Annotated in this window: 19 protein-coding genes and 1 tRNA gene; 9 read left to right on the top strand and 11 right to left on the bottom strand. The window is 68.5% G+C overall.

Annotated features, from left to right (window positions below):
* Nucleotides 1-55: 55 nt before the first annotated feature.
* Nucleotides 56-604, bottom strand: a complete 549-nt coding sequence (atpF, locus tag ABZ951_RS21290; protein WP_344089306.1) for a F0F1 ATP synthase subunit B — start codon at nucleotides 602-604, stop codon at nucleotides 56-58.
* A gap of 291 nt (nucleotides 605-895) precedes the next feature.
* Between atpF and ABZ951_RS21285 the strand changes: the two genes are divergently transcribed.
* Both ABZ951_RS21285 and ABZ951_RS21280 read left to right on the top strand, forming a co-directional pair.
* Entirely contained in the window at nucleotides 896-2,314 is a 1,419-nt protein-coding gene (locus ABZ951_RS21285) for a pyridoxal-dependent decarboxylase (protein WP_361280458.1), read from the top strand.
* Nucleotides 2,311-3,753, top strand: a complete 1,443-nt coding sequence (locus ABZ951_RS21280) for a SidA/IucD/PvdA family monooxygenase (protein ID WP_344089280.1) — start codon at nucleotides 2,311-2,313, stop codon at nucleotides 3,751-3,753. Before ABZ951_RS21285 ends, ABZ951_RS21280 begins: the two co-directional genes overlap by 4 nt.
* On the opposite strand, the gene ABZ951_RS21275 is transcribed toward ABZ951_RS21280, so the two are convergent.
* Nucleotides 3,709-5,517, bottom strand: coding sequence for a 5'-nucleotidase C-terminal domain-containing protein (locus ABZ951_RS21275; RefSeq protein ID WP_344089279.1), 1,809 nt, complete (start codon nucleotides 5,515-5,517; stop codon nucleotides 3,709-3,711). The two genes, ABZ951_RS21280 and ABZ951_RS21275, sit on opposite strands and share 45 nt — an antisense overlap.
* A 136-nt stretch (nucleotides 5,518-5,653) precedes the next feature.
* Between ABZ951_RS21275 and ABZ951_RS21270 the strand changes: the two genes are divergently transcribed.
* Nucleotides 5,654-6,343 carry an SIMPL domain-containing protein gene (locus ABZ951_RS21270; RefSeq protein ID WP_344089278.1) on the top strand — a complete coding sequence of 230 codons (690 nt, stop codon included), beginning with the start codon at nucleotides 5,654-5,656 and terminating at the stop codon, nucleotides 6,341-6,343.
* A 146-nt stretch (nucleotides 6,344-6,489) separates the two neighbouring features.
* The gene (pyk, locus tag ABZ951_RS21265; RefSeq protein ID WP_344089277.1) at nucleotides 6,490-7,917 is read left to right on the top strand and encodes a pyruvate kinase; all 1,428 of its coding nucleotides are present in this window, start codon (nucleotides 6,490-6,492) and stop codon (nucleotides 7,915-7,917) included.
* Nucleotide 7,918: 1 nt separating this feature from the next.
* Here the strand turns inward: pyk and ABZ951_RS21260 are convergent, their stop codons facing one another.
* A complete protein-coding gene (locus tag ABZ951_RS21260; RefSeq protein WP_344089276.1) occupies nucleotides 7,919-8,692 on the bottom strand; it encodes a transcriptional regulator in 774 nt (257 codons plus the stop codon).
* A gap of 119 nt (nucleotides 8,693-8,811) precedes the next feature.
* Nucleotides 8,812-8,886, bottom strand: a tRNA-Leu gene (locus tag ABZ951_RS21255).
* A gap of 95 nt (nucleotides 8,887-8,981) precedes the next feature.
* Between ABZ951_RS21255 and ABZ951_RS21250 the strand changes: the two genes are divergently transcribed.
* Entirely contained in the window at nucleotides 8,982-9,632 is a 651-nt protein-coding gene (locus tag ABZ951_RS21250; protein ID WP_344089275.1) for a response regulator, read from the top strand.
* Between the two features lie 61 nt (nucleotides 9,633-9,693).
* Here ABZ951_RS21250 and ABZ951_RS21245 read toward each other — a convergent pair whose 3' ends face one another.
* The 7 genes from ABZ951_RS21245 to ABZ951_RS21215 form a co-directional block, all read right to left on the bottom strand.
* A complete protein-coding gene (locus tag ABZ951_RS21245; RefSeq protein ID WP_344089274.1) occupies nucleotides 9,694-10,410 on the bottom strand; it encodes an ABC transporter ATP-binding protein in 717 nt (238 codons plus the stop codon).
* The gene (locus tag ABZ951_RS21240) at nucleotides 10,407-11,291 is read right to left on the bottom strand and encodes an ABC transporter ATP-binding protein (RefSeq protein ID WP_344089273.1); all 885 of its coding nucleotides are present in this window, start codon (nucleotides 11,289-11,291) and stop codon (nucleotides 10,407-10,409) included. Before ABZ951_RS21240 ends, ABZ951_RS21245 begins: the two co-directional genes overlap by 4 nt.
* On the bottom strand, nucleotides 11,288-13,165 hold the full coding sequence (locus tag ABZ951_RS21235) for a branched-chain amino acid ABC transporter permease (protein ID WP_344089272.1): 1,878 nt from the start codon (nucleotides 13,163-13,165) through the stop codon (nucleotides 11,288-11,290). The genes ABZ951_RS21240 and ABZ951_RS21235 overlap by 4 nt, the downstream gene beginning before the upstream one ends.
* A 5-nt stretch (nucleotides 13,166-13,170) precedes the next feature.
* The gene (locus tag ABZ951_RS21230; protein WP_344089271.1) at nucleotides 13,171-14,100 is read right to left on the bottom strand and encodes a branched-chain amino acid ABC transporter permease; all 930 of its coding nucleotides are present in this window, start codon (nucleotides 14,098-14,100) and stop codon (nucleotides 13,171-13,173) included.
* Between the two features lie 107 nt (nucleotides 14,101-14,207).
* Nucleotides 14,208-15,425 (bottom strand): branched-chain amino acid ABC transporter substrate-binding protein, encoded by a 1,218-nt coding sequence (locus ABZ951_RS21225; protein ID WP_344089270.1) that lies wholly within the window; start codon nucleotides 15,423-15,425, stop codon nucleotides 14,208-14,210.
* A gap of 507 nt (nucleotides 15,426-15,932) precedes the next feature.
* Nucleotides 15,933-16,409, bottom strand: a complete 477-nt coding sequence (locus tag ABZ951_RS21220) for a PaaI family thioesterase (RefSeq protein WP_344089269.1) — start codon at nucleotides 16,407-16,409, stop codon at nucleotides 15,933-15,935.
* Nucleotides 16,410-16,493: 84 nt separating this feature from the next.
* Nucleotides 16,494-18,782, bottom strand: a complete 2,289-nt coding sequence (locus tag ABZ951_RS21215) for an FdhF/YdeP family oxidoreductase (RefSeq protein WP_344089268.1) — start codon at nucleotides 18,780-18,782, stop codon at nucleotides 16,494-16,496.
* Nucleotides 18,783-18,983: 201 nt separating this feature from the next.
* Between ABZ951_RS21215 and polA the strand changes: the two genes are divergently transcribed.
* The 4 genes from polA to ABZ951_RS21195 all read left to right on the top strand — a co-directional run bounded on the left by polA (nucleotide 18,984) and on the right by ABZ951_RS21195 (nucleotide 23,242).
* Nucleotides 18,984-21,701: a DNA polymerase I gene (gene polA, locus ABZ951_RS21210; protein ID WP_344089267.1), complete on the top strand. Its 2,718-nt coding sequence runs from the start codon at nucleotides 18,984-18,986 to the stop codon at nucleotides 21,699-21,701.
* Nucleotides 21,702-21,844: 143 nt separating this feature from the next.
* Nucleotides 21,845-21,979, top strand: a complete 135-nt coding sequence (locus ABZ951_RS21205; RefSeq protein WP_344089266.1) for an SPW_0924 family protein — start codon at nucleotides 21,845-21,847, stop codon at nucleotides 21,977-21,979.
* Nucleotides 21,980-21,993: 14 nt separating this feature from the next.
* Nucleotides 21,994-23,034 (top strand): DUF3068 domain-containing protein, encoded by a 1,041-nt coding sequence (locus ABZ951_RS21200; RefSeq protein WP_344089265.1) that lies wholly within the window; start codon nucleotides 21,994-21,996, stop codon nucleotides 23,032-23,034.
* A gap of 16 nt (nucleotides 23,035-23,050) precedes the next feature.
* Nucleotides 23,051-23,242 (top strand): hypothetical protein, encoded by a 192-nt coding sequence (locus tag ABZ951_RS21195; protein WP_344089264.1) that lies wholly within the window; start codon nucleotides 23,051-23,053, stop codon nucleotides 23,240-23,242.
* Nucleotides 23,243-23,326: the final 84 nt, after the last annotated feature.

Here is a 23,326-nt window from a genome sequence, read left to right as displayed (position 1 = left end):
CGAAAGGGTCACGGGGGTCTCCCCGCGCACAAACCGGCGCTCAGCGCCGCACGCGTCAGTCGCGCTTGTCGGCCACCGCGTCCGACGGCTTCGCCGTACGAAGCTCCTCCAGGAAGCGGTCCACGACACCGGACTCCCGCGCGAAGTCCGTCACCGACTCGCCCGCGATACGCCCCGCGAGCTCCGTCGCCAGCACACCGACCTGCTCGCGCAGCTCCGCCTCCGCGACCGCCCGCTCCGCGTCGATCACCGCGTGACCGGCAGCGATGATCTCCTCACGCTGCCGCTGACCCTCGGCCCGCAGCTCGGCGATGATCGCCGTACCCTGCTCCACCGACTCCTGCCGCAGCCGCGCGGCCTCGTGCCGCGCCTCCGCCAGCAGCTCCTGGTACTCGGCGTGGACCCGCGCCGCCTCGGCACGCGTCACCTCCGCCTCGTCGAAACGTCCGTCGGTCGCCTCTTCGCGCTCGACGAGGACCTTGTTGATCCGGGGCAGCAGCACCTTCGCCATCACGGCGAAAAGGATGAAGAACAGGACGAGCCCAAGGACGAGCGGCATCAGCTCGGGCTTGAGCGGCCCGATGTCGAGAGCGAGAGAGTTCATGGCCATGGGTGCAGATTAGTCGACGGAACGCTCCCAGTCGCCCCGCACCCCCATTAGCAGACCCCGACCCCCCGCGCCGCAGGGCAGTCCCCCCATCGAGCGAACCCCACCCCGACCCCCGTCACCGAGCGTGCGACCCCAGTAACTTGTTGCAATTGACGCCCGAAACCCGCCCCCGACCCCCACGAGACCCCCCTCGAAACCCCTCCCTGACCCTTCACCTGTCCGCCCCCGGCCCCGGAGCCCCGACCCCACGGACCCCCACCGACCCACACCAAAGGGGCAAGACCCGTGCCAGCGCCCACCCCCGCACCAAGCACCCCCGCCCCCCTCGCGGGCGGCACCCAAGGGCCCCACGCGCTCCGCCCCCTCCTCGACACCACCCTCCACGCCCTCACCCAAGGCGCCACCACCCGCAACGGCCCCCTCCCCGCCGGCGGCCCCCACGCCGTCACCGCCCGCATACGAGCCACCGCCCACCCCGCCCTCCCCGAAACCGGCACCGGCGCCCACGAAAGCCTCCACACCCTCGTCCGCGCCCTCGCCGAAGACTCGGCCGACCCCGCCCACCCCCACTGCGCCGCCCACCTCCACAGCCCGCCCCTCGCCCTCGCCACCGCGGCCGACCTCGCCGCGAGCGCCCTCAACCCCTCCCTCGACTCCTGGGACCAGGCCCCCGCCGCCTCCGCCCTCGAAGCCCTCACCACCCAGGCCCTCGCCGCCCTCGCCTACCCCACCCGCCCCGCACCCGACGCCCTCGTCACCACCGGAGCCACCGAGTCCAACCAGCTCGCCCTGCTCCTCGCCCGGGAAAACGCCCGCACCACCACACCCCACACACCACTTCAGATCATCTGCGGCGCCAACGCCCACCACAGCATCCACCGCGCCGCCTGGCTCCTCGGCCTCCCCACCCCCCACACCCTCCCCACCCCCACCGGCGTCATCGACCCCACCCACCTCCACGACGCCCTCACCGCCCTACGCGACACCCCCACCCTCACCATCGCCACCGCCGGCACCACCGACACCGGCCGCATCGACCCCCTGCCCCACCTCGCCGACCTCTGCGACACCCACCACACCCCCCTCCACATCGACGCCGCCTACGGCGGAGCACTCCTCTTCAGCACCACCCTCCGCCCCGCCCTCACCGGCCTCGACCGCGCCCACACCATCGCCCTCGACCTCCACAAACTCGGCTGGCAACCCATCGCCGCCGGCCTCCTCGCCGTCCCCGACACCACCGCCCTCCACCCCCTCGCCCACCAGGCCGACTACCTCAACGCCCCCGACGACACCGAAGCCGGCCTCCCCGACCTCCTCGGCCGCTCCCTCCGCACCACCCGCCGCCCCGACATCCTCAAGATCGCCGTCACCCTCCGCGCCCTCGGCCGCCAAGGCATCGGCCACCTCGTCGAACGCGTCTGCGCCACCGCCCACCTCCTCGCCGACCTCATCGACAAGCACCCCCGCTTCGACCTCTACGCCCGCCCCACCCTGAGCACCGTCCTCTTCCGCCCCACCCACACCAACGACCGGACCACCGCCCACATCCGACGCCAACTCCTCCACACCGGCCACGCCACCCTCGGCCGCACCACCACCCCCGACGGCCTCTGGCTCAAAGCCACCCTCCTCAACCCCCACACCTCACCCCAAAACCTCACCGACCTCCTCACCCACGTGGAAAGGCACACCCCCACATGAACTCAGCACCCCCCAACCCCACCCCCGGACCCCGCACCACCCCCGACGACCCCCTCGACCTCGCCGGCATCGGCATCGGCCCCTTCAACCTCTCCCTCGCCGCCCTCGCCCACGGCATCCCCGGCCTCCGCACCGCCTACTACGACCAAACCCCCACCTTCCGCTGGCACCCCGGCCTCCTCATCGACGGCACCGCCCTGCAAGTCCCCTTCCTCGCCGACCTCGTCACCCTCGCCGACCCCACCAGCCCCTGGACCTTCCTCAACTACCTCAAAACCAAAGAACGCCTCTACCCCTTCTACTTCGCCGAGCGATTCCACATCCAACGCGCCGAATACGACGCCTACTGCCGCTGGGTCAGCCAATCCCTCCCCGGCCTCCACTTCGGCCACCAGATCGACGCCCTCCGCTGGAACCCCGAACGCAACCTCTTCGAAATCGACTACACCCAACTCGACACCGACGGCGAAGCCGACGCCCTCGGCCGCGCCTACGCCCGCAACCTCGTCCTCGGCGTCGGCACCACCCCCCACATCCCCGAACCCCTACGCCCCCTCGCCGAAGCCCCCAACGTCCCCGTCATCCACTCCGCCGACTACCTCGACCACCGCGAACGCCTCCTCGCCGCCGACCACATCACCGTCATCGGCTCCGGACAATCAGGCGCCGAAGTCTTCCTCGACCTCCTCCGCAACCGCCCCGCCGGCCGCGAAAAACTCCACTGGCTCGCCCGCACCCCCGCCTTCGCCCCCATGGAATACAGCAAACTCGGCCTCGAACAATTCACCCCCGACTACACCCGCTACTTCCACGCCCTCCCCGAACCCGTACGCAACCAACTCCTGCCCCAGCAATGGCAACTCCACAAAGGCATCGAAGCCGGCACCCTCGCCGCCATCCACGACGAGCTCTACCGCCGCAGCCTCCACGGCGGCTGGCCCGACACCGTGCTCACCCCAGGAGTCTTCGTCCGCACCGCCGGACGCGTCGGCACCACCCGCGTCGAACTCCACCTCGAACACGCCCAACAAGGCACCCGCTCCCGCATCACCACCGACGCCGTCGTCCTCGCCACCGGCTACCGCGAACGACGCACCGAAACCCTCCTCGCCGCCCTCGACCCCTACATCCGCCGCGACCACAGCGACCGCCCCCGCATCGACGAAAACCACCGCCTCGTCCTCGACCCCCTGGTCACCGGCGCCATCCACGTCCAAAACGCCGAACGCCACACCCACGGCGTCGGCGCCCCCGACCTCGGCCTCGCCGCCTGGCGCAGCGCCACCATCCTCAACGCCATCACACAAAAGACGGCCTACCCCCTCCCGGAGCGGACCGCCTTCACCACCTTCGGCCTGGAGCCGCGGCCACAGCCACGGCCCCACACCCACACCTCAGAAGACCGGCGCACCATCCCGCGTCAACTTCCAGTCCACTGACGCGAACGCACCCACATCGATCGACCCCCGGGCCTTCACCCAGGAAATGATCGTGTTCCGAATCTCCTCCGAATTCGCCCACACCTGCTTCGCCCCCGCCACATGCGGGAAATTACCGCCCCCACTCGCCCGGTAATTATTCACCGCCAGCACAAACTGCGCCGCGTCGTCCAGCGGCTTCCCGCCGAACGAAAGCTTCCCGATCCGCGCCCCCGGCGCCTTCGCGATGTCAATCTCGTACGAGAGGCCGCTGACCGCGTCATAGTTATAATCCGGAATCCCCTCCGCATTCGTCAGCTTCGCCGGATCCACCGCCCCACCCGCAGCCGTCCGCACGTAGTACCGCGCCGAAAACTCCAAATACTCCCGCAACTGCGCACCCGTCAACACCCGGGCTTCCAGCGTATTCTCGAACGGATACAGCCCCGCCACCTCGCGGATCGTCACCTTCCCCGCCGGCACCGCCGCCGTCCGCGAAAAACACGACGCCTGCGACAACACCGGCAACGACGCATACGCCGTACCCGCCAACGCCGCCTTCACCGTCTCCGCCTGCACATGATTGATGAAATCAATGATCGGCGTATCCCGGTACGGCGCCTCCACCGCACTCATCGCCGCCGACGACGTACCAATCACCTGATTCACATACGCGACCACCTTCGCATGCTCATCCCGCAACAGATGAACAATCTTCTGGTCCTCGGCCACCGTATTCGAATTCAACACCTTCGCCGAAACCGACTCCACCTTCCAGCAACCACGCTCCCACACCAGACCGAAGTCGAACAACGTCAAACGCTGCCCCCACTTCAACGGCTCCGACAACACCACCTCCTTACCCGTCTTCTTATTCGCCACCCGATACTCGGGAATCTCCGTATGCGCATGCCCGACCAAAATCGCATCGATCCCCGGCACCTGCTCCGCCACCAACGCCGCCGCATTCTCCACATACGGCAACTGATCACCGTACGACGACGTCCCACTGCTCCCCGAATGCGCAGAGACGATCACCACATCCGCCCCCATCGACCGCAGCCGCGGCACCCACTTCGCCGCCTGCTCCTCCAACCCCGGGAACACCATCTTCCCCTGCACATTCGCCTTGTCCCAGATCGCGATACCAGGATTCGTCAAACCCAGCACCGCCACCTTCACATCCCGCCCGAACGGCGTACACACCCGCTTCATCACATACGGCGCGAACGCCGGCCGCAACGTCTTCGCATCCAGCGCATTCGCACCCAGCAGCGGAAAATCACACTGCTCCTCGAACTTCCGCAGTACCGGAATACCATAATTGAACTCATGGTTACCCAACGCCGCCGCGTCATACCCGATCGCATTCATCGCCTGCGCCATCGGATGCACCGGCCCCCGCGCCTTGGTGATCGGATCCACCTTGGCGTAGTAATACGAAAGCTGCGTCCCCTGAATCGTGTCACCCGCATCGATGAGCAGCGTATTCCGCCGCCCCTTCTCCCTGCGCACCTCATTCACCAGCGTCGAGATCTTCGCCAGACCCACATCATTGTGCGCCTTGTCATCGAACTCGGCATCGGTGAAATAGTCCCAGTTGAACACGTTCCCGTGCAGATCGGTCGTCCCCATCACCGTCAAGGCGTACCGCTTCTTACGGTCACCCCGGTCGGAGCCCGCCCCGGCCGCCTCGGCCGAACCCGCACCCACCGCCCCCACAAGAGCCACCCCCGCACCCGTCGCAGCGGTACGCCCCAGAAAATTCCGCCGGTCAAGCGTCACTTCATCTCCCCACTCGTAACAGACAACGCGCGTAGATTCTGACCGGACCGCCCCCGTCCAGAACACCCCCGACAAGGTTGCGATCTGATGACTCCCCAGTAACCCCGATCACACCCCCACCTGCGACCCTGGGCCCATGACCACACCCACCGCCCCGCCCTACGGCACCCCCGAAACCCCCCGCATCTCCGTCCGAGGCGAAGCCCACCTCGACGTCGACCCCGACATCGCCCACATCGGCATCACCATCACCACCCGCAACACCGACCGCACCACCGCACTGCAAGACCTCACCCGCCGCAACAACCAAGCCCTCGAACTCCTCCGCTCCTACGGCAACACCATCGAAAAACTCGAAACCGGCACCTTCACCGTCATCCCCCAATTCGCCGACAAAGGCCGCAGCGACCGCGTCCGCTCCTACCACGGCAGCATCCACCTCACTGCCACCCTCAGCGACTTCACCACCCTCGGCGAACTCGCCACCCGCCTCGCCGACCTCGAAAACACCCGCATCGACGGACCCTGGTGGGCCCTCCGCCCCGACTCGCCCGCCCACCGCACCGCCCGCACACAAGCCGTCCAGGAAGCCGTCCAACGCGCCCGCGAATACGCCGAAGCCCTCGGCGCCCACCTCGTCGCCCTCACCGAACTCGCCGACGACACCACCGACCACTACCCGTCGGCGGGCGCCGCCGCCGGCATGACCCGCACCGCCGGCTACGGAGGCCCCGACCCCACCCCCGCCCTCGACCTCGAACCACAGCGCCAGACCGTCTCCGCACAGGTCAACGCCCGCTTTACGATGACCCGCCCCCAGCTCTGAAGACACCCGCGCAACGAAACACCCCCACGCTCATCAGAGCGCCCCCGCGCACGTTTCACAAGTCGTCAACAGCCTTTCGCCCAACGGACGTTGGGGGCCCACCGGAGGTGAATTGTCTACCCGCCAGTAGGTCATAAGGTCGTGCCATGCGCCGAGCGAAAATCGTCTGCACCCTGGGGCCCGCCACCGACTCGTACGAGCAGATCAAGGCCCTCGTCGAAGCCGGAATGGACATCGCCCGCTTCAACCTCAGCCATGGCACCTACGCCGACCATGAAGCCCGGTACGAACGCGTCCGCAAAGCCGCCGAAGAGACCGGCCGCAGCGTCGGCATCCTCGCCGACCTCCAAGGCCCGAAGATCCGCCTCGGCCGATTCCACGAAGGCCCCGTACTCCTTGAACGCGGCGACGAATTCACCATCACCGTAGAAGAAGGCATCCAAGGCGACCGCCACCTCTGCGGCACCACCTACGACGGCCTCGCCGCCGACGTCACCAAGGGCGAACGCATCCTCGTCGACGACGGCCGCGTCACCCTCGAAGTCGCCCAGGTCGAAGGCCCCCGCGTCCGGACCACCGTCATCGAAGGCGGCCTCATCTCCGACCACAAGGGCCTCAACCTCCCCGGAGTCGCCGTCTCCGTCCCCGCCCTCTCCACCAAAGACGTTGAAGACCTCCGCTGGGCCCTGCGCACCGGCGCCGACATCATCGCCCTCTCCTTCGTCCGCAGCGCCGACGACATCCGGGACGTCCACCGGATCATGGACCAGGAGGGCGGCCGCCTCCCCGTCATCGCGAAGATCGAGAAGCCGCAGGCCGTGGCGAACCTCGACGGCATTGTCGACGCCTTCGACGGCATCATGGTCGCGCGAGGCGACCTGGGGGTCGAAATGCCGCTCGAAACGGTCCCGATCGTGCAGAAGCGAGCAATCAAGCTGGCGAAGCGCAACGCGAAGCCGGTCATTGTCGCCACCCAGATGCTCGACTCCATGATCGACGCCTCCCGCCCCACCCGCGCCGAAGCGTCCGATGTGGCCAACGCGGTCATCGACGGCACGGACGCGGTGATGCTCAGCGGCGAGACCAGCGTGGGCAAGTACCCCGTGGAGACCGTCAAGACGATGGGCCGCATCGTGACGGCGGCGGAGGAGGACGTCCTGGCGAAGGGTCTCCCGCCGCTCAGCGAACGCAACAAGCCGCGGACGCAGGGCGGCTCGGTGGCCCGCGCGGCGGCGGAGATGGGCGACTTCCTCGGGGCGAAGTACCTGGTCGCGTTCACTCAATCCGGTGACACGGTCCGGCGCCTGTCGCGCTACCGCTCGCCGATCCCGCTGCTGGCCTTCACGCCGGAGCCGGCGACGCGGTCGCAGCTGAACCTGACGTGGGGGGTGGAGACGTTCCTCGGCCCGATGGTCCAGACGACGGACGAGATGGTCGACCAGGTGGACGAGCACCTGCTGAGGATCGGCCGCTGCCGGAAGGGCGACATGGTCATCATCACGGCGGGGTCCCCGCCGGGGGTGGCGGGGACGACGAACCTGGTGCGGGTGCACCACATCGGGGAGGACCGGTAAGTCAGTATTTGGGGCCGATGTGGGCGTCCATGAGGGCGACGGAGTCTTTGCGGGCTACGGAGATGTTCTGTGCCCTTCGGCTCTGGCGAGCAGGTTTCCACTGGACGCCGACCTTGTCGAGAGTGTCAGTGAAGAGTTGGATGATGTCTTCGGACGTGTTGGTGAAGAAATATCGCGGGTACTCGTAGCGCCTGCGCTCGCCCTTGACGAGGCGGGTGGCCCAGTTCGTGATGCGGCAGCCGTCGGAGTGGACGAGACCTCGGATGAACTCCCATGGATGGGCGTCCACGAGCTGCTGCTGCCAGGGCCTGAGAGTGATGCGGCGATCATGCTTTTTGCCGGGGCCGTGCTGTGGAAAGAAGCACGGCAGGTGCTTCGAGTAGACCTTCACGTAAGTGCAGCCCACGCTCTGCACCCGGCACACCTTGTTATCCGGAAACACGGTCTCGATGGTCTGTGCCGCAACGTCGATCAAGCCTGGCCAGCTGCCATCGCATGCGATGGAGAGACTCGGTACCCGGTGTGTGCGGTAGTGGACGATGTGGCCGTCCCCCAGGTAGAGGCCTAGCAGGTAGGCGTAGGCGGCTGGCTTCTCGGGGAGGCGCGGTGTGGCGCAACAGCGCGGGCACTCCGATGTGCGTGCGAGCGGTTCGACCCTGACCTGCCAGCTACGTATCGCGTGCCGGGAGATTCCGGTCTGCTTGCTCACGGAGTTGAGGCTGTGACCCTGGCTGACGAGTGAGAGTGCTCGCTGGCGCGTATCGCGGTCGTACATGTCTGCGAGCTTGGCTGGAGCTCTGGTCCGCGCGGGCCAAATCGAAGCAATGTTCACCGCAGGGAGTGAAGATCGCCAACGGTTGGAAAGTTTAGCGAACCTTCGAATCGAAGGTGAAGTGCCCCGGGTCGGACTCGAACCGACACTGTATGGGTTTTGAATCCATTGCCTCATGCCAATTGGGCTACCGGGGCCTTGTAAAGCAAGGTTAGCGCATGGCCTTCGTTACTCAAACATACCGCAGCTAGGTAGGCTCATGGGGCACCACCTGCCCTGAGCGAGGAGTCCCGTGACCGCCGCCGAGCCCACGCCGCCCGTCGACGACGAGCAGCCGCACACCCCTCCCCACACCACCCGTGTCGTCATCGCCGAGGACGAGGCCCTCATCCGCCTCGATCTCAAAGAGATGCTCGAAGAAGAGGGGTACTCCGTCGTAGGTGAGGCCGGCGACGGAGAGACCGCCGTCGCGCTGGCGCGCGAGCACAAGCCCGACCTCGTCATCCTCGACGTGAAGATGCCCGTCCTCGACGGGATCTCCGCCGCCGAGCGCATCGCCGCCGACTCCATCGCGCCCGTCCTGATGCTCACCGCCTTCTCGCAGCGCGAGCTCGTGGAGCGGGCCCGGGACGCCGGGGCCATGGCGTACCTGGTCAAGCCGTTCAGCAAGAGCGACGTCGTGCCCGCGATCGAGATGGCGGTCTCGCGGTTCACCGAGCTGAAGGCCCTGGAGCAGGAGGTCGCGGACCTCTCGCAGCGGCTGGAGACCCGCAAGCTGGTCGACCGGGCGAAGAGCGTCCTGCAGACGCAGTACGGGCTGACCGAGCCGGCCGCGTTCCGGTGGATCCAGAAGACGTCGATGGACCGCAGGCTGTCGATGCAGCAGGTGGCCGAGGCGGTCATCGAGGACGCCGAGGAGAAGAAGTCGGCGAAGGGGCAGTAGCCCTCAACCGTCGCAGCGGGCCCGCATCGATCTTGTTCGGTGCGGGCCTCTTCGTATGCGCTCAGTCCTCGCCGAGGTATGCCTTGCGGACGGATTCGTCGTGGAGGAGGTCCGCGCCGGTGCCGGAGAGGACGATCTTGCCGGTTTCCATGACGTGGCCGTGGTCGGCGAGGGAGAGCGCGGCCTGGGCGTTCTGTTCGACGAGGAGGATCGTCGTGCCGGCGGCCCGCAGTTCGGTGATGGTGTCGGTGATCTTCTGCATCATGATCGGGGAGAGGCCCATGGAGGGCTCGTCCAGCATGAGCAGCTTGGGGCGGGACATCAGGGCGCGGCCCATGGCGAGCATCTGTTGTTCGCCACCGGAGAGGGTGCCGGCGGATTGTCCGGCGCGTTGGCCGAGGATGGGGAAGAGCTCGTAGGCGCGCTGGATGTCGTGGGTGATTCCGTCGGTGTCCTTGCGGAGGAAGGCTCCGAGCTGGAGGTTCTCGGCGATGGTGAGCCGGGGGAAGATGCGGCGGCCTTCGGGGGAGTGGGCGAGGCCGAGGGCGACGATGCGGTGGGCGGGGACTCCGGCGAGAGGGGTGCCGTTGAAGCGGATGGTGCCGGCGAGGGGTTTGAGGAGTCCGGAGAGGGTGCGCAGGGTGGTGGTCTTGCCGGCGCCGTTGGTGCCGATGAGGGTGACGACCTGGCCGGCTTCGACGGTGAAGCTGATGCCTTTGACGGCTTCGATCTTTCCGTAGGCGACGCGCAGGTTCTCGACTTCCAGGAGGGGGGTCATCGGTTGTCCTCTGTGCGGGCGTCCGCTTCGGCGGCTTCGACTTCGGCGATTTCGTCCTGGCCGGGTGCGCCTTCGAAGGGGGTGCCGAGGTAGGCGGCGATGACGCGTTCGTCGGCCTGGACGGTTTCGGCGGTGCCTTCGGTGAGTTTTTCGCCTTGGACGAGGACGGCGACGCGGTCGCAGAGGTTGAAGATGAAGCGCATGTCGTGCTCGATGACGAGGACGGCGATGCCTTGGTCGCGGATGGCGCGGACGAGGGTTTGGGTGGCGCGGGTTTCCTGGGGGTTCATGCCGGCGGTGGGTTCGTCGAGGAGGAGGAGTCCGGGTTCGCTGGCGAGGGCGCGGGCGATTTCGAGCTTGCGCTGTTCGCCGTAGGGGAGGTTGCGGGCGAGGTGGTCGGCTTTGGGGGTGAGGCCGGTGAAGTGGAGGAGTTCCATGGCGCGTTGGGTGGAGGCTTTTTCGGCGCGGTGGAATTTGGGGCCGCGGAGGAGGGCGGAGAAGAGTCCTTCCTCGGTGCGGGTGTGGCGGCCGACGAGGACGTTTTCCAGGACGGTCATATTGGCGAAGAGCCGGATGTTCTGGAAGGTGCGGGCGATGCCTGCTTCGGTGACGAGGTGGGGTTTGGGTGGGAGGACGGTGCCTTTGTAAGTGACGGTGCCTTCGGTGGGGATGTAGAGGCCGGTCAGGCAGTTGAAGAAGGTGGTTTTGCCGGCTCCGTTAGGGCCGATGAGTCCGACGATCTCGTGGTGGGCGACGGTGAGGTCGACGGCGTGTACGGCGGTGAGTCCGCCGAAGCGCATGGTGACGCCGGTGGCGTGGAGCACGGGGCTGTCGGTGCGTGGTGCGGGGTTTTTGTCGGGTGTGGTGGTCATGGGGGTCATGCCTCCGCCTTGGTGATGCCGACTGTGCTGTCGGGGAGGCGTGCCTCGGGTACGTCGAGTTGGCCGGTTTCGTGGAATTCGAGTTGTTTTCGGCGGTCGGCGACCATGCCTTCGGGGCGGAAGCGCATGAGGAGGACGAGTGCGAGGCCGAAGAGGAGGAGTTGGTAGTCGGCCATGAAGTCCATCTTGTTCGGGATGAGGTAGAGGAGGGCGGCGCCGATGACGGGTCCGCTGATGGTGCCCATGCCGCCGAGGATGACGGCGGCGAGGAGGAAGGCGGAGTTGGGTGGGACGGTGCCGGCGAATTGGTAGCTGTCGGGTGTGGTGGTGGTGATGACGTGGGCTTGGACGGTGCCGGCGAGTCCGGCGAGGGCGGCGCCGAGGGCGAAGGCGAGGAGTTTGAGGCGGAAGGCGTTGATGCCCATGGCGGTGGCGGCGGTTTCGTCTTCGCGGATGGCGACCCAGGCGCGGCCGATGCGGGATTCGGCTGCGCGGCGGAAGACGAGGACGACGAGGAGGGTGGCGAGGAGCATGAGGAGGTAGTAGTTGCCGAAGCGTCCGATGGGGGCGCCGAGGATGGTGTGGGTTTCGCCGAAGTTGAAGCCGAGGATTTCGAGTTCGGGGATGTTGGGGATTCCCATGGAGCCGTTGGTGATGTCGGGTCCGGTTTTGCCGTTGAGGTTGAGCATGGTGATGCGGAAGATCTCGCCGAAGCCGAGGGTGACGATGGCGAGGTAGTCGCCGCGTAGGCGCAGGGTGGGGGCGCCGATGAGGACGCCGAAGACGAGGGAGGCGCCGATGCCGGTGAGGACGGCTGCCCAGAAGGGGAAGTGGACGCCGATGGCGGATTCGGGGGAGCCGGAGACGAGGGCGGCGGCGTAGGCGCCGACGCCGAGGAAGGCGACGTAGCCGAGGTCGAGGAGGCCGGCGAGGCCGACGACGACGTTGAGGCCGAGGGCGACGGTGGCGAAGATCAGGATGCTGGTGGCGAGGTTGGCGTGGGCGTCGTTGGTCTGGATGAGGGGGAAGCAGGCGGCGGCGGTGAAGGCGGCGGCGAGGGTGATGTTGCGGTGTTTGGTGGTGAGGGCGCTGAGTTGTGCGGTGAGGCCGGCGCGGGTGAGTGCGGTGAGGGTGAAGGTGGTGAGGAGGAGGTAGCCGACGAAGAGTTCGCCGTAGTCGGTGTCGATGCCGTAGGCGAAGACGTAGAGGCCGGTGCCGTAGGCGGCGGCGATGATGAGGATTTCGGCCCAGGTGGGGAGGGTGCGGGGGCGGGGTGCGTGGCCGGTGGTGAGGGAGTGGCGGAGGCGGCGCCAGGGGGAGGGTGGTGTGGTGCCGTTGTTGTTGAGGTAGGGCTGGTCGGAGGGGAGGGCGAGGGCGCCGGTGAGGGTGATGAGGGTGGCGATGGCGGCGGTGTAGCCGCCTGGTTCGAGGTGGATGAGGCCGCCGAGGTCGGTGGTGATGGCGGCGAGGGTGTACCAGGTGGTGGCGAAGGTGCCGAGGGCGAGGAGGAGGGTGGGGGCGGTGGAGCCTGCGGGGGTGAGGGCGCGGAGGCCGGGGGTGTGGTGGCCGGCGAGGGTGTAGAGGAGGGTCAGGATGGCGCCGGTGAGGGTGATGTTCTGGAGGCCGCCGGGGTAGCCGTTGACGGTGAGGTTGCCGGGGAAGGCGGTGGTCCAGGTCCAGGCGAGGAAGGTGGAGAGGATGGTGAGGGCGGCGCCGGTGAGGGTGATGAGGCGGGCGGCGGTGGGGGGTAGGGGGATGAGTGAAGTGGTGTGTGGTGAGCGGGTTTTGACGGTTCGGCCGGGGTCGGCGGTCCGGGCGGTCTGAGCGTTGCCGGTGTGTTGGGTGTTCTCGGTGGGTTCGGTGTTTTCGGCCATGGGGATCACGCCCGATCCGCGACGCGTTCGCCGAGCAGCCCTTGTGGGCGGAGCAGCAGGACGAGGATGAGGAGGACGAAGGCCCAGACGTCTTTCCAGGAGCCGCCGCCGAATTGGGTCATGCCGGGTATTTCTTCGATGTAGCCGGTGGCGAGGGCTTCGGCGACGCCGAGGACGACGCCGCCGAGCATGGCGCCGTAGATGTTGCCGATGCCGCCGAGGACGGCGGCGGTGAAGGCTTTGAGGCCGGTGATGAAGCCCATGCGGAAGTCGACTTGGCCGTATTTGAGGCCGTGGGCGACGGCGGCGATGGCGGCGAAGGCGGCGCCGATGGCGAAGGCGATGACGATGATGCGGTCGGTGTTGATGCCCATGAGTTTGGCGGTGTCGGGGTCCTGGGCCGTGGCTTGCATGCCGCGGCCGGTGCGGGTTTTGGCGACGAAGAGGCCGAGGGCGAGCATGCAGAGGGGGGCGGCGGCGAGGAGGAAGATTTCGCCGCGTTGGACGGTGACGCCGAGTATGTCGAGGGATTCGCCTTTGAATTGGGGGAAGACGCGGGCTTTCTTGGCGTCGGGGTACCACTTCCAGACGGCTTGCTGGAGGGCGATGGACAGGCCGATGGCGGTGATGAGGGGGGCGAGGCGGGGGGCTTCGCGCAGGGGGCGGTAGGCGAAGCGTTCGGCGGCGACGGCGATGGCGACGGAGGCGAGGACGCCGCCGAGGATCATGAGGGGGAGGGCGAGGAGCAGGCCGGTGCCGTCGGGGAGGGCGAGGTGGGCGGTCAGTGCGCCGAAGCCGCCGACCATGAAGATCTCGCCGTGGGCGAAGTTGATGAGCTGGACGATGCCGTAGACCATCGTGTAGCCGATCGCGATGAGTCCGTACATCGCGCCGAGGATGAGTCCGTTGGCCAGTTGTTGCGGCAGTTCGTGCACCGCCGGGCCTCCGTGGGGTGGGATGGGGTGCTGGTCGGTGCCGGCGGGGCCGTGCGGGGTGGCTGGTGGTGCGGGTCCCGTGCGGCGTGGCCGTGGTGGTGCGGTGGTCAGCCTTTGTATTCGGCGCTGTGTCGGGAGGCCCATTTGCCGGCGTCGACCTGGTAGGCGGTGATCATGGTGTTGGTGGTGTCGCCGTACTGGTCGAAGGAGACGGGGCCGGTGACGCCGTCGAATTTCACTTTGTTGAGGGCTTCGACGATTTTGGTGCGGGCGTCGGTGGGGAGTTTTCCGTTGTTGGCGGTGACGGTGGTTTTGACGGCTTGGATGATGGCCCAGGCGGCGTCGTAGGTGGACCCGCCGTATGCCTCGTAGGCTTCTTTGTATCCGGCGGCTTTGTAGTCGGCGACGAATTTTTTGGCGGAGTCGAGTTGTTCGACGGGTTTGCCGACTGAGGTGGCGTAGTCGCCTGCGGATTTTTTGTTGAGGGTGATGTAGTCGCCGCTGTACATGCCGTCGCCGCCCATGAGGGGGGCTTTGAGGCCGCCGTCCTTGAGTTGTTGGCTCAGGGGGGCGGCTGCGGGGTATTCGCCGCCGTAGAAGACGAGGTCCGGGTTGGCGCTTTTGGCTTTGGAGACGATGGCTTTGAAGTCGCGGTCGTCGGGGTTGACGTGTTCGGTGCCGACGACTTTGCCGCCGAGGGCGGTGAATTTGGCGGTGAAGGCGGCGGCGAGGCCGACGCCGTAGGTTTTCTGGTCGTCGATGACGTAGACGGTTTTTGCTTTGATTTTTTCGGCTGCGTATTTGCCGCCGAAGGCGCCTTGGACTTCGTCGGTGGTGGAGGTGCGGAAGTAGGTGGTGAATTGTCGTTTGCGTTTGTCCTGCTTCCAGTCCTTGCCTTGGGTGAGGTCGGGGGTGGTGTTGGCGGGGGAGATGAGGGGGACGTTGTTGCTCTGGGCGACTTGTTGCATGGACTGGGCGACGCTGGAGTTCAGGGGGCCGATGATGCCGATGACTTTTTTGTCGCCGGCGAGTTTGGTGGCGTTCTGCTGGCCGGAGGTGGGCTGGGCCTGGTCGTCGAGGGCTTTGAGTTCGAAGGTGACGCCGGGTACTTCCTTGGCTTTGTTGGCGTTGGTGACGGCGAGGTGGGCGGAGTTTTTGATGCCTTGGCCGAGTGCGGAGAGGTCGCCGGTGAGGGGGGCGTCCAGGCCGATCACCACGGTGGTCGACGGGCCTCCGCCGGTGTTGCCGCTGCCCTTTTCGTCGCGTGATCCGCACGCGCTGAGGGTGAGGGCTCCTGTGGTGATCGCGGTGGTGAGGATGAGCAAGGAGCGGTGTCGCACGGTGATTCCCTTCCCTGGCGAGGCCCCTGGTGGAGGTGCCGTTTCGCTCGCCGGGCGGCGAGGAGCGAGGTGGTGTCGGCGTGCGCAGTGCCCGGCGGGGTCGTGACTGGCCGTGACTCTAGGGGTGTGCGGCGATGGGGGGCAGAGGTGCTGGCCATGATGTGACTGTCTTGTTATGACGTAGGTCACGTAAAGGGCATCCGTGTAGGAGGAATGTACAGACAATTCCCGCCTATTGCCTGCTTTCGGGCATCCCATTAGTGAGAAGGTGCAGTTCCGCTAAGACGTCGAGGGGTGTTCCGTGACGATCGGCGGGCAGCGCTCGACGGTCTTCTGCGCGCCCCGGCGGGAGGCCGGGAGCTGAGGGGTGGCGTAACGGCGGGAAATTGTCACTCACTGTTACGCGCGGGGTGGGCGTGATCGGCGGGGCATGCGAACGGGCCGGCCGCTCCGCGGTGGAGTCGGCCGGCCCGTTTCGGGTGCGGGGGTGCGTCAGGCGCCGGTGGAGCCCTCGGTGCCGGTTTCCCGGATCATGCAGGTGAGGCGGGCGGTGCAGACCCGCTTGCCGTCCTCGTCGCTGACGGCGATCTCGTAGGTGGCGGTGGAGCGGCCGCGGTGGACGGGGGTGGCCACGCCCGTCACCAGGCCGGATCGTGCGCCGCGGTGGTGGGTGCAGTTGAGGTCGACACCCACCGCGATCTTGCTGGGGCCGCCGTGGAGCATGGCCCCGACGGAGCCGAGGGTCTCGGCGAGGACCGCGGAGGCGCCGCCGTGCAGGAGCCCGTACGGCTGGGTGTTGCCCTCGACGGGCATGGTGCCGACGACGCGCTCGGGCGACGCTTCCACCACCCGTACGCTCATCCGTTCGCCGAGGTGCCCGGCGGAGAAGAGGGACCGCAGGTCGAGGCCGCTGCCCGCCCACTGGTCGAGGACCTCCTGCGGAAACGTGGTCTGGCTCTGCTCGCCCATGGGTGCGGCTCCGATCGTCCTTGGCCGTCGCGCGGTGAACGGCTTATCCGGTGAACCGTCCTATCAGGTGGTCGCCGCCTGTGATCAGGCCGGGTCCGGTAGCTGCCGTTCCACCCTGATGACCAGGGATTTGCTGGCGGGGGTGTTGCTGGTGTCGGCGGTGTGGTCGAGGGGGACGAGGACGTTGGTCTCGGGGTAGTAGGCGGCCGCACAGCCGCGGGCGGTGGGGTAGTGCACGACGCGGAAGCCGGGTGCGCGGCGTTCGCTGCCGTCGGTCCATTCGCTGACGAGGTCGGCGTAGGAGCCGTCGGCGAGGTCGAGTTCGGCCGCGTCGTCGGGGTTGACGAGGACGACGCGGCGGCCGTTCTTGATGCCTCGGTAGCGGTCGTCGAGGCCGTAGATGGTGGTGTTGTACTGGTCGTGCGAGCGGAGGGTCTGGAGCAGCAGGCGGCCTTCGGGGACGCGGGGGTACTCGATGCCGGCGGCGGTGAAGTTGGCCTTGCCGGTGGCGGTGGGGAAGCGGCGTTCGTCGCGGGGGCCGTGGGGCAGGGTGAAGCCGCCGGGGCGGGCGACGCGGGTGTTGAAGTCCTCGAAGCCGGGGATGACGCGGGCGATGCGGTCGCGGATCGTCGCGTAGTCCTTCTCGAACGCCTCCCAGGGGGTGGTGCCGGCCGGGCCGAGGACGCGGCGGGCGAGGCGGCAGATGATGGCGGGTTCGGACAGCAGCTGGGGGCTCGCGGGTGCGAGGCGGCCGCGGGAGGCGTGGACCATGCCCATGGAGTCCTCGACGGTGACGAACTGGTCGCCGCTGTGCTGCCGGTCGCGCTCGGTGCGGCCGAGGGTGGGCAGGATCAGGGCGCGGGCGCCGGTGATGACGTGGGACCGGTTGAGCTTGGTGGAGACGTGGACGGTCAGCCGGGCGCGGCGCATGGCGGCCTCGGTGACGTCGGTGTCGGGGGTGGCGGCGACGAAGTTGCCGCCCATGGCGAGGAAGACCTTGGCCTGTCCGTCGCGCAGGGCGCGGATGGCGCGGACGACGTCGAGGCCGTGTTCGCGGGGCGGGGTGAAGCCGAATTCTTTTTGCAGGGCGTCGAGGAAGGCGGGGGCGGGGCGTTCGAAGATGCCCATGGTGCGGTCGCCCTGGACGTTGCTGTGGCCGCGGACGGGGCAGACGCCGGCGCCGGGGCGGCCGATGTTGCCGCGCAGGAGCAGGAAGTTGACGATTTCCCGGATGGTGGGCACGGCGTGTTTGTGCTGGGTGAGGCCCATGGCCCAGCAGACGATGGTGCGCCGGGAGTCCAGGACCATGCGCAGGGCCGCTTCGATCTCTTCGCGGCGCAGGCCGGTGGCGCGCAGGGTTTCGTCCCAGTCGGCGGTGCGGGCGGCGTCGGCGAACGCTTCGAAGCCGTGGGTGTGCTCGCGGACGAAGTCGGTGTCGACGGCGCCTTCGGTTTCGAGGATGAGGCGGCCGAGGGTGCGGAAGAGGGCCTGGTCGCCGCCGAGGCGGATCTGGAGGAAGAGGTCGGTGAGGGGGGTGCCGGTGCCGGCGAGGCCGCGGGCGTTCTGCGGGTTCTTGAACCGTTCGAGGCCCGCTTCGGGGAGCGGGTTGACTGTGATGATCTTCGTTCCGCCGGCTTTGGCCTTTTCGAGGGCGCTGAGCATGCGGGGGTGGTTGGTGCCGGGGTTCTGTCCGGCGACGATGATCAGGTCGGCTTTGTAGAGGTCTTCCAGCAGGACGCTGCCCTTGCCGACGCCGATGGTCTCGGTGAGGGCGGAGCCGGAGGACTCGTGGCACATGTTGGAGCAGTCGGGCAGGTTGTTGGTGCCGAATTCGCGGGCGAAGAGCTGGTAGAGGAAGGCTGCTTCGTTGCTGGTGCGGCCTGAGGTGTAGAAGACGGCTTCGTCGGGGGAGGCGAGGGCGGTCAGTTCCTCGCCGATGATGTCGAAGGCGCGTTCCCAGGTGACGGGTTCGTAGTGGTCGGCGCCTTCGGCGAGGTACATGGGGTGGGTGAGGCGGCCCTGCTGGCCGAGCCAGTAGCCGCTGCGGTCCGCGAGGTCGGCGACGGAGTGTTCGGCGAAGAAGGCGGGGGTGACGCGGCGCAGGGTGGCTTCCTCGGCGACGGCCTTGGCGCCGTTCTCGCAGAATTCGGCGGCGTGGCGCTTGTCGGGCTCGGGCCAGGCGCAGCCGGGGCAGTCGAAGCCGTCCTTCTGGTTGACCTTGAGGAGGGTGAGCGCGGTGCGCCGGACGCCCATCTGCTGCTGGGCGGCGCGCAGGGAGTGCGCGATGGCCGGCAGTCCGGCGGCGGCGTGCTGCGGTGCGGTGACGTCCGGTGCGTCCTGGACCGGGTCGCCTGTGGGCGGCTTGCCTGCCATCTCGCTCCCCCTTGAGCGGTCGGTGCGGTCACGGCCCGGGTGTGGGTGTGGTCCGCGGGGTCTGCCGTAGGTGCTGATCCTGTCACGGGGTGGTGACAGGGGCCGGGTCCGGTGCGGGGTGGGGTGTGCGGCCGGTGCGTGTGGCCGGGATTGTCAGTGGGCCGTGGCAGGATCGGGGGCGTGGCAGCAAAGGCAACGAAGATGAGCGCAGAGACCGGCACCGAGGCAGTGGGGGGAGGCCGGCCCCGCCTGCTCCTGATGGACGGGCACTCCATGGCGTACCGGGCGTTCTTCGCGCTGCCCGCGGAGAATTTCACGACGGTCGCGGGTCAGCCGACGAACGCGGTGTACGGCTTCGCGTCGATGCTGGCGAATACGTTGCGTGATGAGAAGCCCACGCACTTCGCGGTGGCGTTCGACGTGTCGCGCAAGACGTGGCGCTCGGAGGAGTTCCCGGAGTACAAGGCGACGCGGTCGAAGACTCCTGATGAGTTCAAGGGGCAGGTCGAGCTGATCGGTGAGCTGCTCGACGCGATGCGGGTGCCGCGGTTCGCGGTGGACGGCTTCGAGGCCGACGATGTGATCGCCACGCTGACCACGCGGGCCGAGGCGCAGGGTTTCCACGTCTCGATCGTCACGGGTGACCGTGATTCCTTCCAGCTGGTCTCCGACGACGTCACGGTGCTGTACCCCACCAAGGGGGTCTCGGAGCTGACGCGCTTCACCCCGGAGAAGGTGCAGGAGAAGTACGGGCTGACGCCGTCGCAGTATCCGGACTTCGCTGCGCTGCGCGGTGACCCGTCGGACAACCTGCCGGGCATTCCGGGGGTGGGGGAGAAGACCGCCGCGAAGTGGATCAACCAGTTCGGTTCGTTCGCGGAGCTGGTGGCGCGGGTCGACGAGGTCAAGGGCAAGGTCGGGCAGAACCTCCGTGATCATCTGGCGGCCGTGCAGCTCAACCGCCGGCTGACGGAGATGGTGCGGGACGTCGAGCTGCCGGTGGGCCCGGAGGGCCTGGTCCGGGAGGCGTACGACCGTACGGCGCTGACGGCGTTCCTGGAGGGTCTGGAGATCCGGAACCAGGGTCTGCGGGACCGGCTGCTGGCGGCGGACCCGGGTGGGGCCGCCGCGGCCGAGGAGGCGCCGCCGGCCGCCGGTGCCGAGGTGGACGGTGCGGTGCTGGGCGCGGGGGAGCTGGCGCCGTGGCTGGCCGAGCACGGCTCGGGTCCGCTGGGCGTGGCCGTGGTCGACTCCTGGTCGCAGGGCAGCGGGCGGGTCGCGGAGATCGCGCTGGCGACGGGCGAGGGCCCGGCCGTGTGGTGCGACCCCGCGGAGCTGGACGAGGCCGATGAGCGGGCGTTCGCGGCGTGGATCGCGGACGCGGGCCGGGCGAAGGTGATGCACGACGCCAAGTCGGTCATGCGGGTCTTCGCGGAGCACGGCTGGACGGTCGAGGGCGTCACGATGGACACCGCGCTGGCCGCCTATCTGGTCAAGCCGGGCCGCCGGTCCTTCGAGCTGGAGGCCCTGTCGGTGGAGTACCTGGGCCGCGAGCTGGCCACGGCCGCCGCCGGTGACGGTCAGCTGGCCTTCGGCGCGGATGAGCAGGCGGAGGCGGACGCCCTGATGGGCCGGGCCCGTACGGTGCTCGACCTGGGCGAGGCGTTCACGGGCCGGCTCGCGGAGGTGGGCGCGGCGGGGCTGCTCACGGATGTGGAGCTGCCGACGAGCGCGCTGCTGGCCCGGCTGGAGCGGGCGGGCATCGCCGCGGACCGGGGCTGGCTGGAGCGCATGGAGCAGCAGTTCGCGGCGGCCGTGCAGCAGGCCGTCACGGAGGCGCACGCCGCGGCGGGCCGCAAGTTCAACCTGGGCTCGCCCAAGCAGTTGCAGGAGCTGCTCTTCGGTGAGCTGGGCCTGCCGAAGACGAAGAAGACCAAGACCGGGTACACCACGGACGCCGACGCTTTGGCCTGGCTCGCCGCCCAGACGGAGAACGAACTCCCGGTGATCATGCTGCGTCACCGTGAGCAGGCCAGGCTGCGGTCCACGGTCGAGGGGCTGATCAAGGCGATCGCCCCCGACGGCCGGATCCACACGACGTTCAACCAGACGGTGGCGGCCACCGGCCGGCTGTCGTCCACGGACCCGAACCTGCAGAACATCCCGGTGCGGACGGACGAGGGGCGGGCCATCCGCCGGGGCTTCGTCGTCGGGTCGGGTTTCGAGTCCCTGATGACGGCGGACTACAGCCAGATCGAGCTGCGGGTGATGGCCCATCTCTCCGAGGACGAGGGTCTGATCGAGGCGTTCACCTCCGGTGAGGATCTGCACACCACGGTGGCCTCCCAGGTCTTCGGCGTCGCCAAGAGCGAGGTCGACCCGGAGATGCGCCGGAAGATCAAGGCCATGTCGTACGGGCTGGCGTACGGTCTGTCGGCGTTCGGTCTCTCGCAGCAGCTCAACGTCGCGCCGGCCGAGGCGGGCAAGCTGATGGACACCTTCTTCGAGCGGTTCGGCGGGGTGCGGGATTACCTGCAGCGGGTGGTGGTGGAGGCCCGGGCCACGGGTTACACCGAGACGATGCTGGGCCGTCGCCGCTACCTCCCGGATCTCAACAGCGACAACCGCCAGCGCCGGGAGATGGCCGAGCGGATGGCGCTGAACGCCCCGATCCAGGGCACGGCCGCCGACATCGTGAAGGTCGCGATGCTGCGGGTCGGCCAGGCGCTGGAGGCCGGGAAGCTGTCCTCGCGGATGCTGCTCCAGGTGCACGACGAAATCGTGCTGGAGATCGCGCCGGGTGAGCGCGAGCGGGTGGAGGAGCTGGTGCGCCGGGAGATGGCGGGCGCTGTGTCGCTGCGTGCGCCGCTGGACGTGTCGGTCGGTGTCGGCGGGGACTGGGAGTCCGCGGCGCACTGACGCGGGCCCGGGTGTGCGTGCCGCCTCTTCGCCGTGTCCGCGGCGCGGGGGCGGTACCGCGTTCTCCGTGCGTGTTTCCTTCTGTGCCCGGTGTTGCTACCGTGCCCCGCCCTGACACCCCATCAGGTACCGGGAGGCCGAGCATGCGCGCACTGGCCGCCGCGGCCATCGGACTGGCCGCGGCCTTCGCCCTCGTCCTGGCCGTCACGGCGATCGGGCCGCCGGACGGCACGACCTCGCCCGAGCCCCTGCTCACCTCCGCGCCCGCCCACCCCTAGCGCCGGGCCCCGCCGTGCGCCGCAAAGCGAGCTTGATCCTGCTCGCCCTCGCCGTCTTCTGCGCCGCCCTGTCCCCCTTGCTGCGCTGGTACGCCTACCCCCGTCTGGCCAAGGTTCCGGCGGGCCGCTACGAGGCGGTCGTGCTGGAGGCGAAGGACGCGACCCTCCTCGACTACGCCACGCTCGAACCGAGGAAGGTCTCCAAGGTCACCCTCGTCCAGACCCTCAAGGGCAATGTGGAGCAGGCCCGGAAGGTCGGACGCGAGACGGGCCGCGACGTGGTCGTCTGGGACACCCTCACCCATATGTCCGGGCCGGACGGCGCGCTGGTCTCCCGCATCCCCGAGCGGTACGTCTTCGACGCCCACACTCAGCAGCCCGTGCACGCGGGCGGTGAGCACGTGGACGGCACGCCGGTGCGCCGGGACGGCATCGCGTACAAGTGGCCGTTCGGAGTCCAGAAGCGCGACTACCGCTACTTCGACATGCAGATCCGCGCGTCGGCGCCCATCCACTACCGGGGGACGCGCACGTTCCGCGGGCTGGACGTCTACTACTTCGAGCAGACGATCCCCTGGACCCGCGCCCCCCTGCCCAAGGCACTGCCGCTCGGTGTCACCCCCGACGCCGTGCGGCAGCTCGGCCTGGAGCGCTGGTACGCCACGAAACGGATGTTCTGGGTCGACCCCATCACCGGGGCCCCCGTCAACGGGGAGGAGCTGCACCGCGAGGAGATGCGCTGGACGGGGCAGCCGGGGAAGAAGCCGCTCACCGCCTTCGCCGGGCACGTGCAGATGCGCCCGGACTACGTGGACTCCACCGTCGCCCTCGTCTCCTCCCAGCGACGGCTGGTACTGCTGCTCACCACGTACCTCCCGTGGGGTTTCGCGGGGCTGGGAGCAGCCCTGCTGGGCTTGGCGCTCGTCCTGGAGGCCCGCTCGCGCCGCCCCCGGCCGGCCGGGGGAGATCCGCCGCGAGATCGGCGTGCAATTGCAGGGGATATGTCCCAGGATGGAGGGACATTCGAACTGCCGCCCCCGGGCAGGGGCCGCTGAGCTGAGGAGGCCCACCGTGAAGGAGAGCCCCGACGACACATCCACCGCGTCCCGGCCGCGCCGGCTGTACACCGGCGGCGAGCGGCCGTTCGACCCCGAAGACCTGGTCATGGCATCCGGCCGGGACGTGACACCCGAGCGGGTCGAGGCGGCCAAGCGCCTCATCGAGGAGAAGGGGCCGGCCGCGGTCGAGCGGTACCTTCCCTGACGGGGGCGTCGCCCCGAGCCGCCGCCGAACTCACCGCGCACGTCTCACCGGGCAAGCGCATCGCCGACGAGGCCGGCGCCTTGC

The sequence above is a fragment of the Streptomyces sp. NPDC046215 genome, assembly GCF_040646215.1.
GTDB classification, from domain to species: Bacteria; Actinomycetota; Actinomycetes; order Streptomycetales; family Streptomycetaceae; genus Streptomyces; species Streptomyces stramineus.
Note: the sequence above shows the minus strand (reverse complement) of the source record. Positions and strands in the feature narration are given on the sequence as shown.

Bases quoted from the DNA above. Each gene is read 5' to 3' on its own strand.
- atpF (WP_344089306.1), bottom strand. From the start codon at position 604: ATGAACTCTCTCGCTCTCGACATCGGGCCGCTCAAGCCCGAGCTGATG.
- ABZ951_RS21280 (WP_344089280.1), top strand. From the start codon at position 2,311: ATGAACTCAGCACCCCCCAACCCCACCCCCGGACCCCGCACCACCCCC.
- ABZ951_RS21270 (WP_344089278.1), top strand. From the start codon at position 5,654: ATGACCACACCCACCGCCCCGCCCTACGGCACCCCCGAAACCCCCCGC.
- pyk (WP_344089277.1), top strand. From the start codon at position 6,490: ATGCGCCGAGCGAAAATCGTCTGCACCCTGGGGCCCGCCACCGACTCG.
- ABZ951_RS21260 (WP_344089276.1), bottom strand. From the start codon at position 8,692: ATGTACGACCGCGATACGCGCCAGCGAGCACTCTCACTCGTCAGCCAG.
- ABZ951_RS21245 (WP_344089274.1), bottom strand. From the start codon at position 10,410: ATGACCCCCCTCCTGGAAGTCGAGAACCTGCGCGTCGCCTACGGAAAG.
- ABZ951_RS21240 (WP_344089273.1), bottom strand. From the start codon at position 11,291: ATGACCCCCATGACCACCACACCCGACAAAAACCCCGCACCACGCACC.
- ABZ951_RS21235 (WP_344089272.1), bottom strand. From the start codon at position 13,165: ATGGCCGAAAACACCGAACCCACCGAGAACACCCAACACACCGGCAAC.
- ABZ951_RS21220 (WP_344089269.1), bottom strand. From the start codon at position 16,409: ATGGGCGAGCAGAGCCAGACCACGTTTCCGCAGGAGGTCCTCGACCAG.
- ABZ951_RS21215 (WP_344089268.1), bottom strand. From the start codon at position 18,782: ATGGCAGGCAAGCCGCCCACAGGCGACCCGGTCCAGGACGCACCGGAC.
- polA (WP_344089267.1), top strand. From the start codon at position 18,984: ATGAGCGCAGAGACCGGCACCGAGGCAGTGGGGGGAGGCCGGCCCCGC.
- ABZ951_RS21205 (WP_344089266.1), top strand. From the start codon at position 21,845: ATGCGCGCACTGGCCGCCGCGGCCATCGGACTGGCCGCGGCCTTCGCC.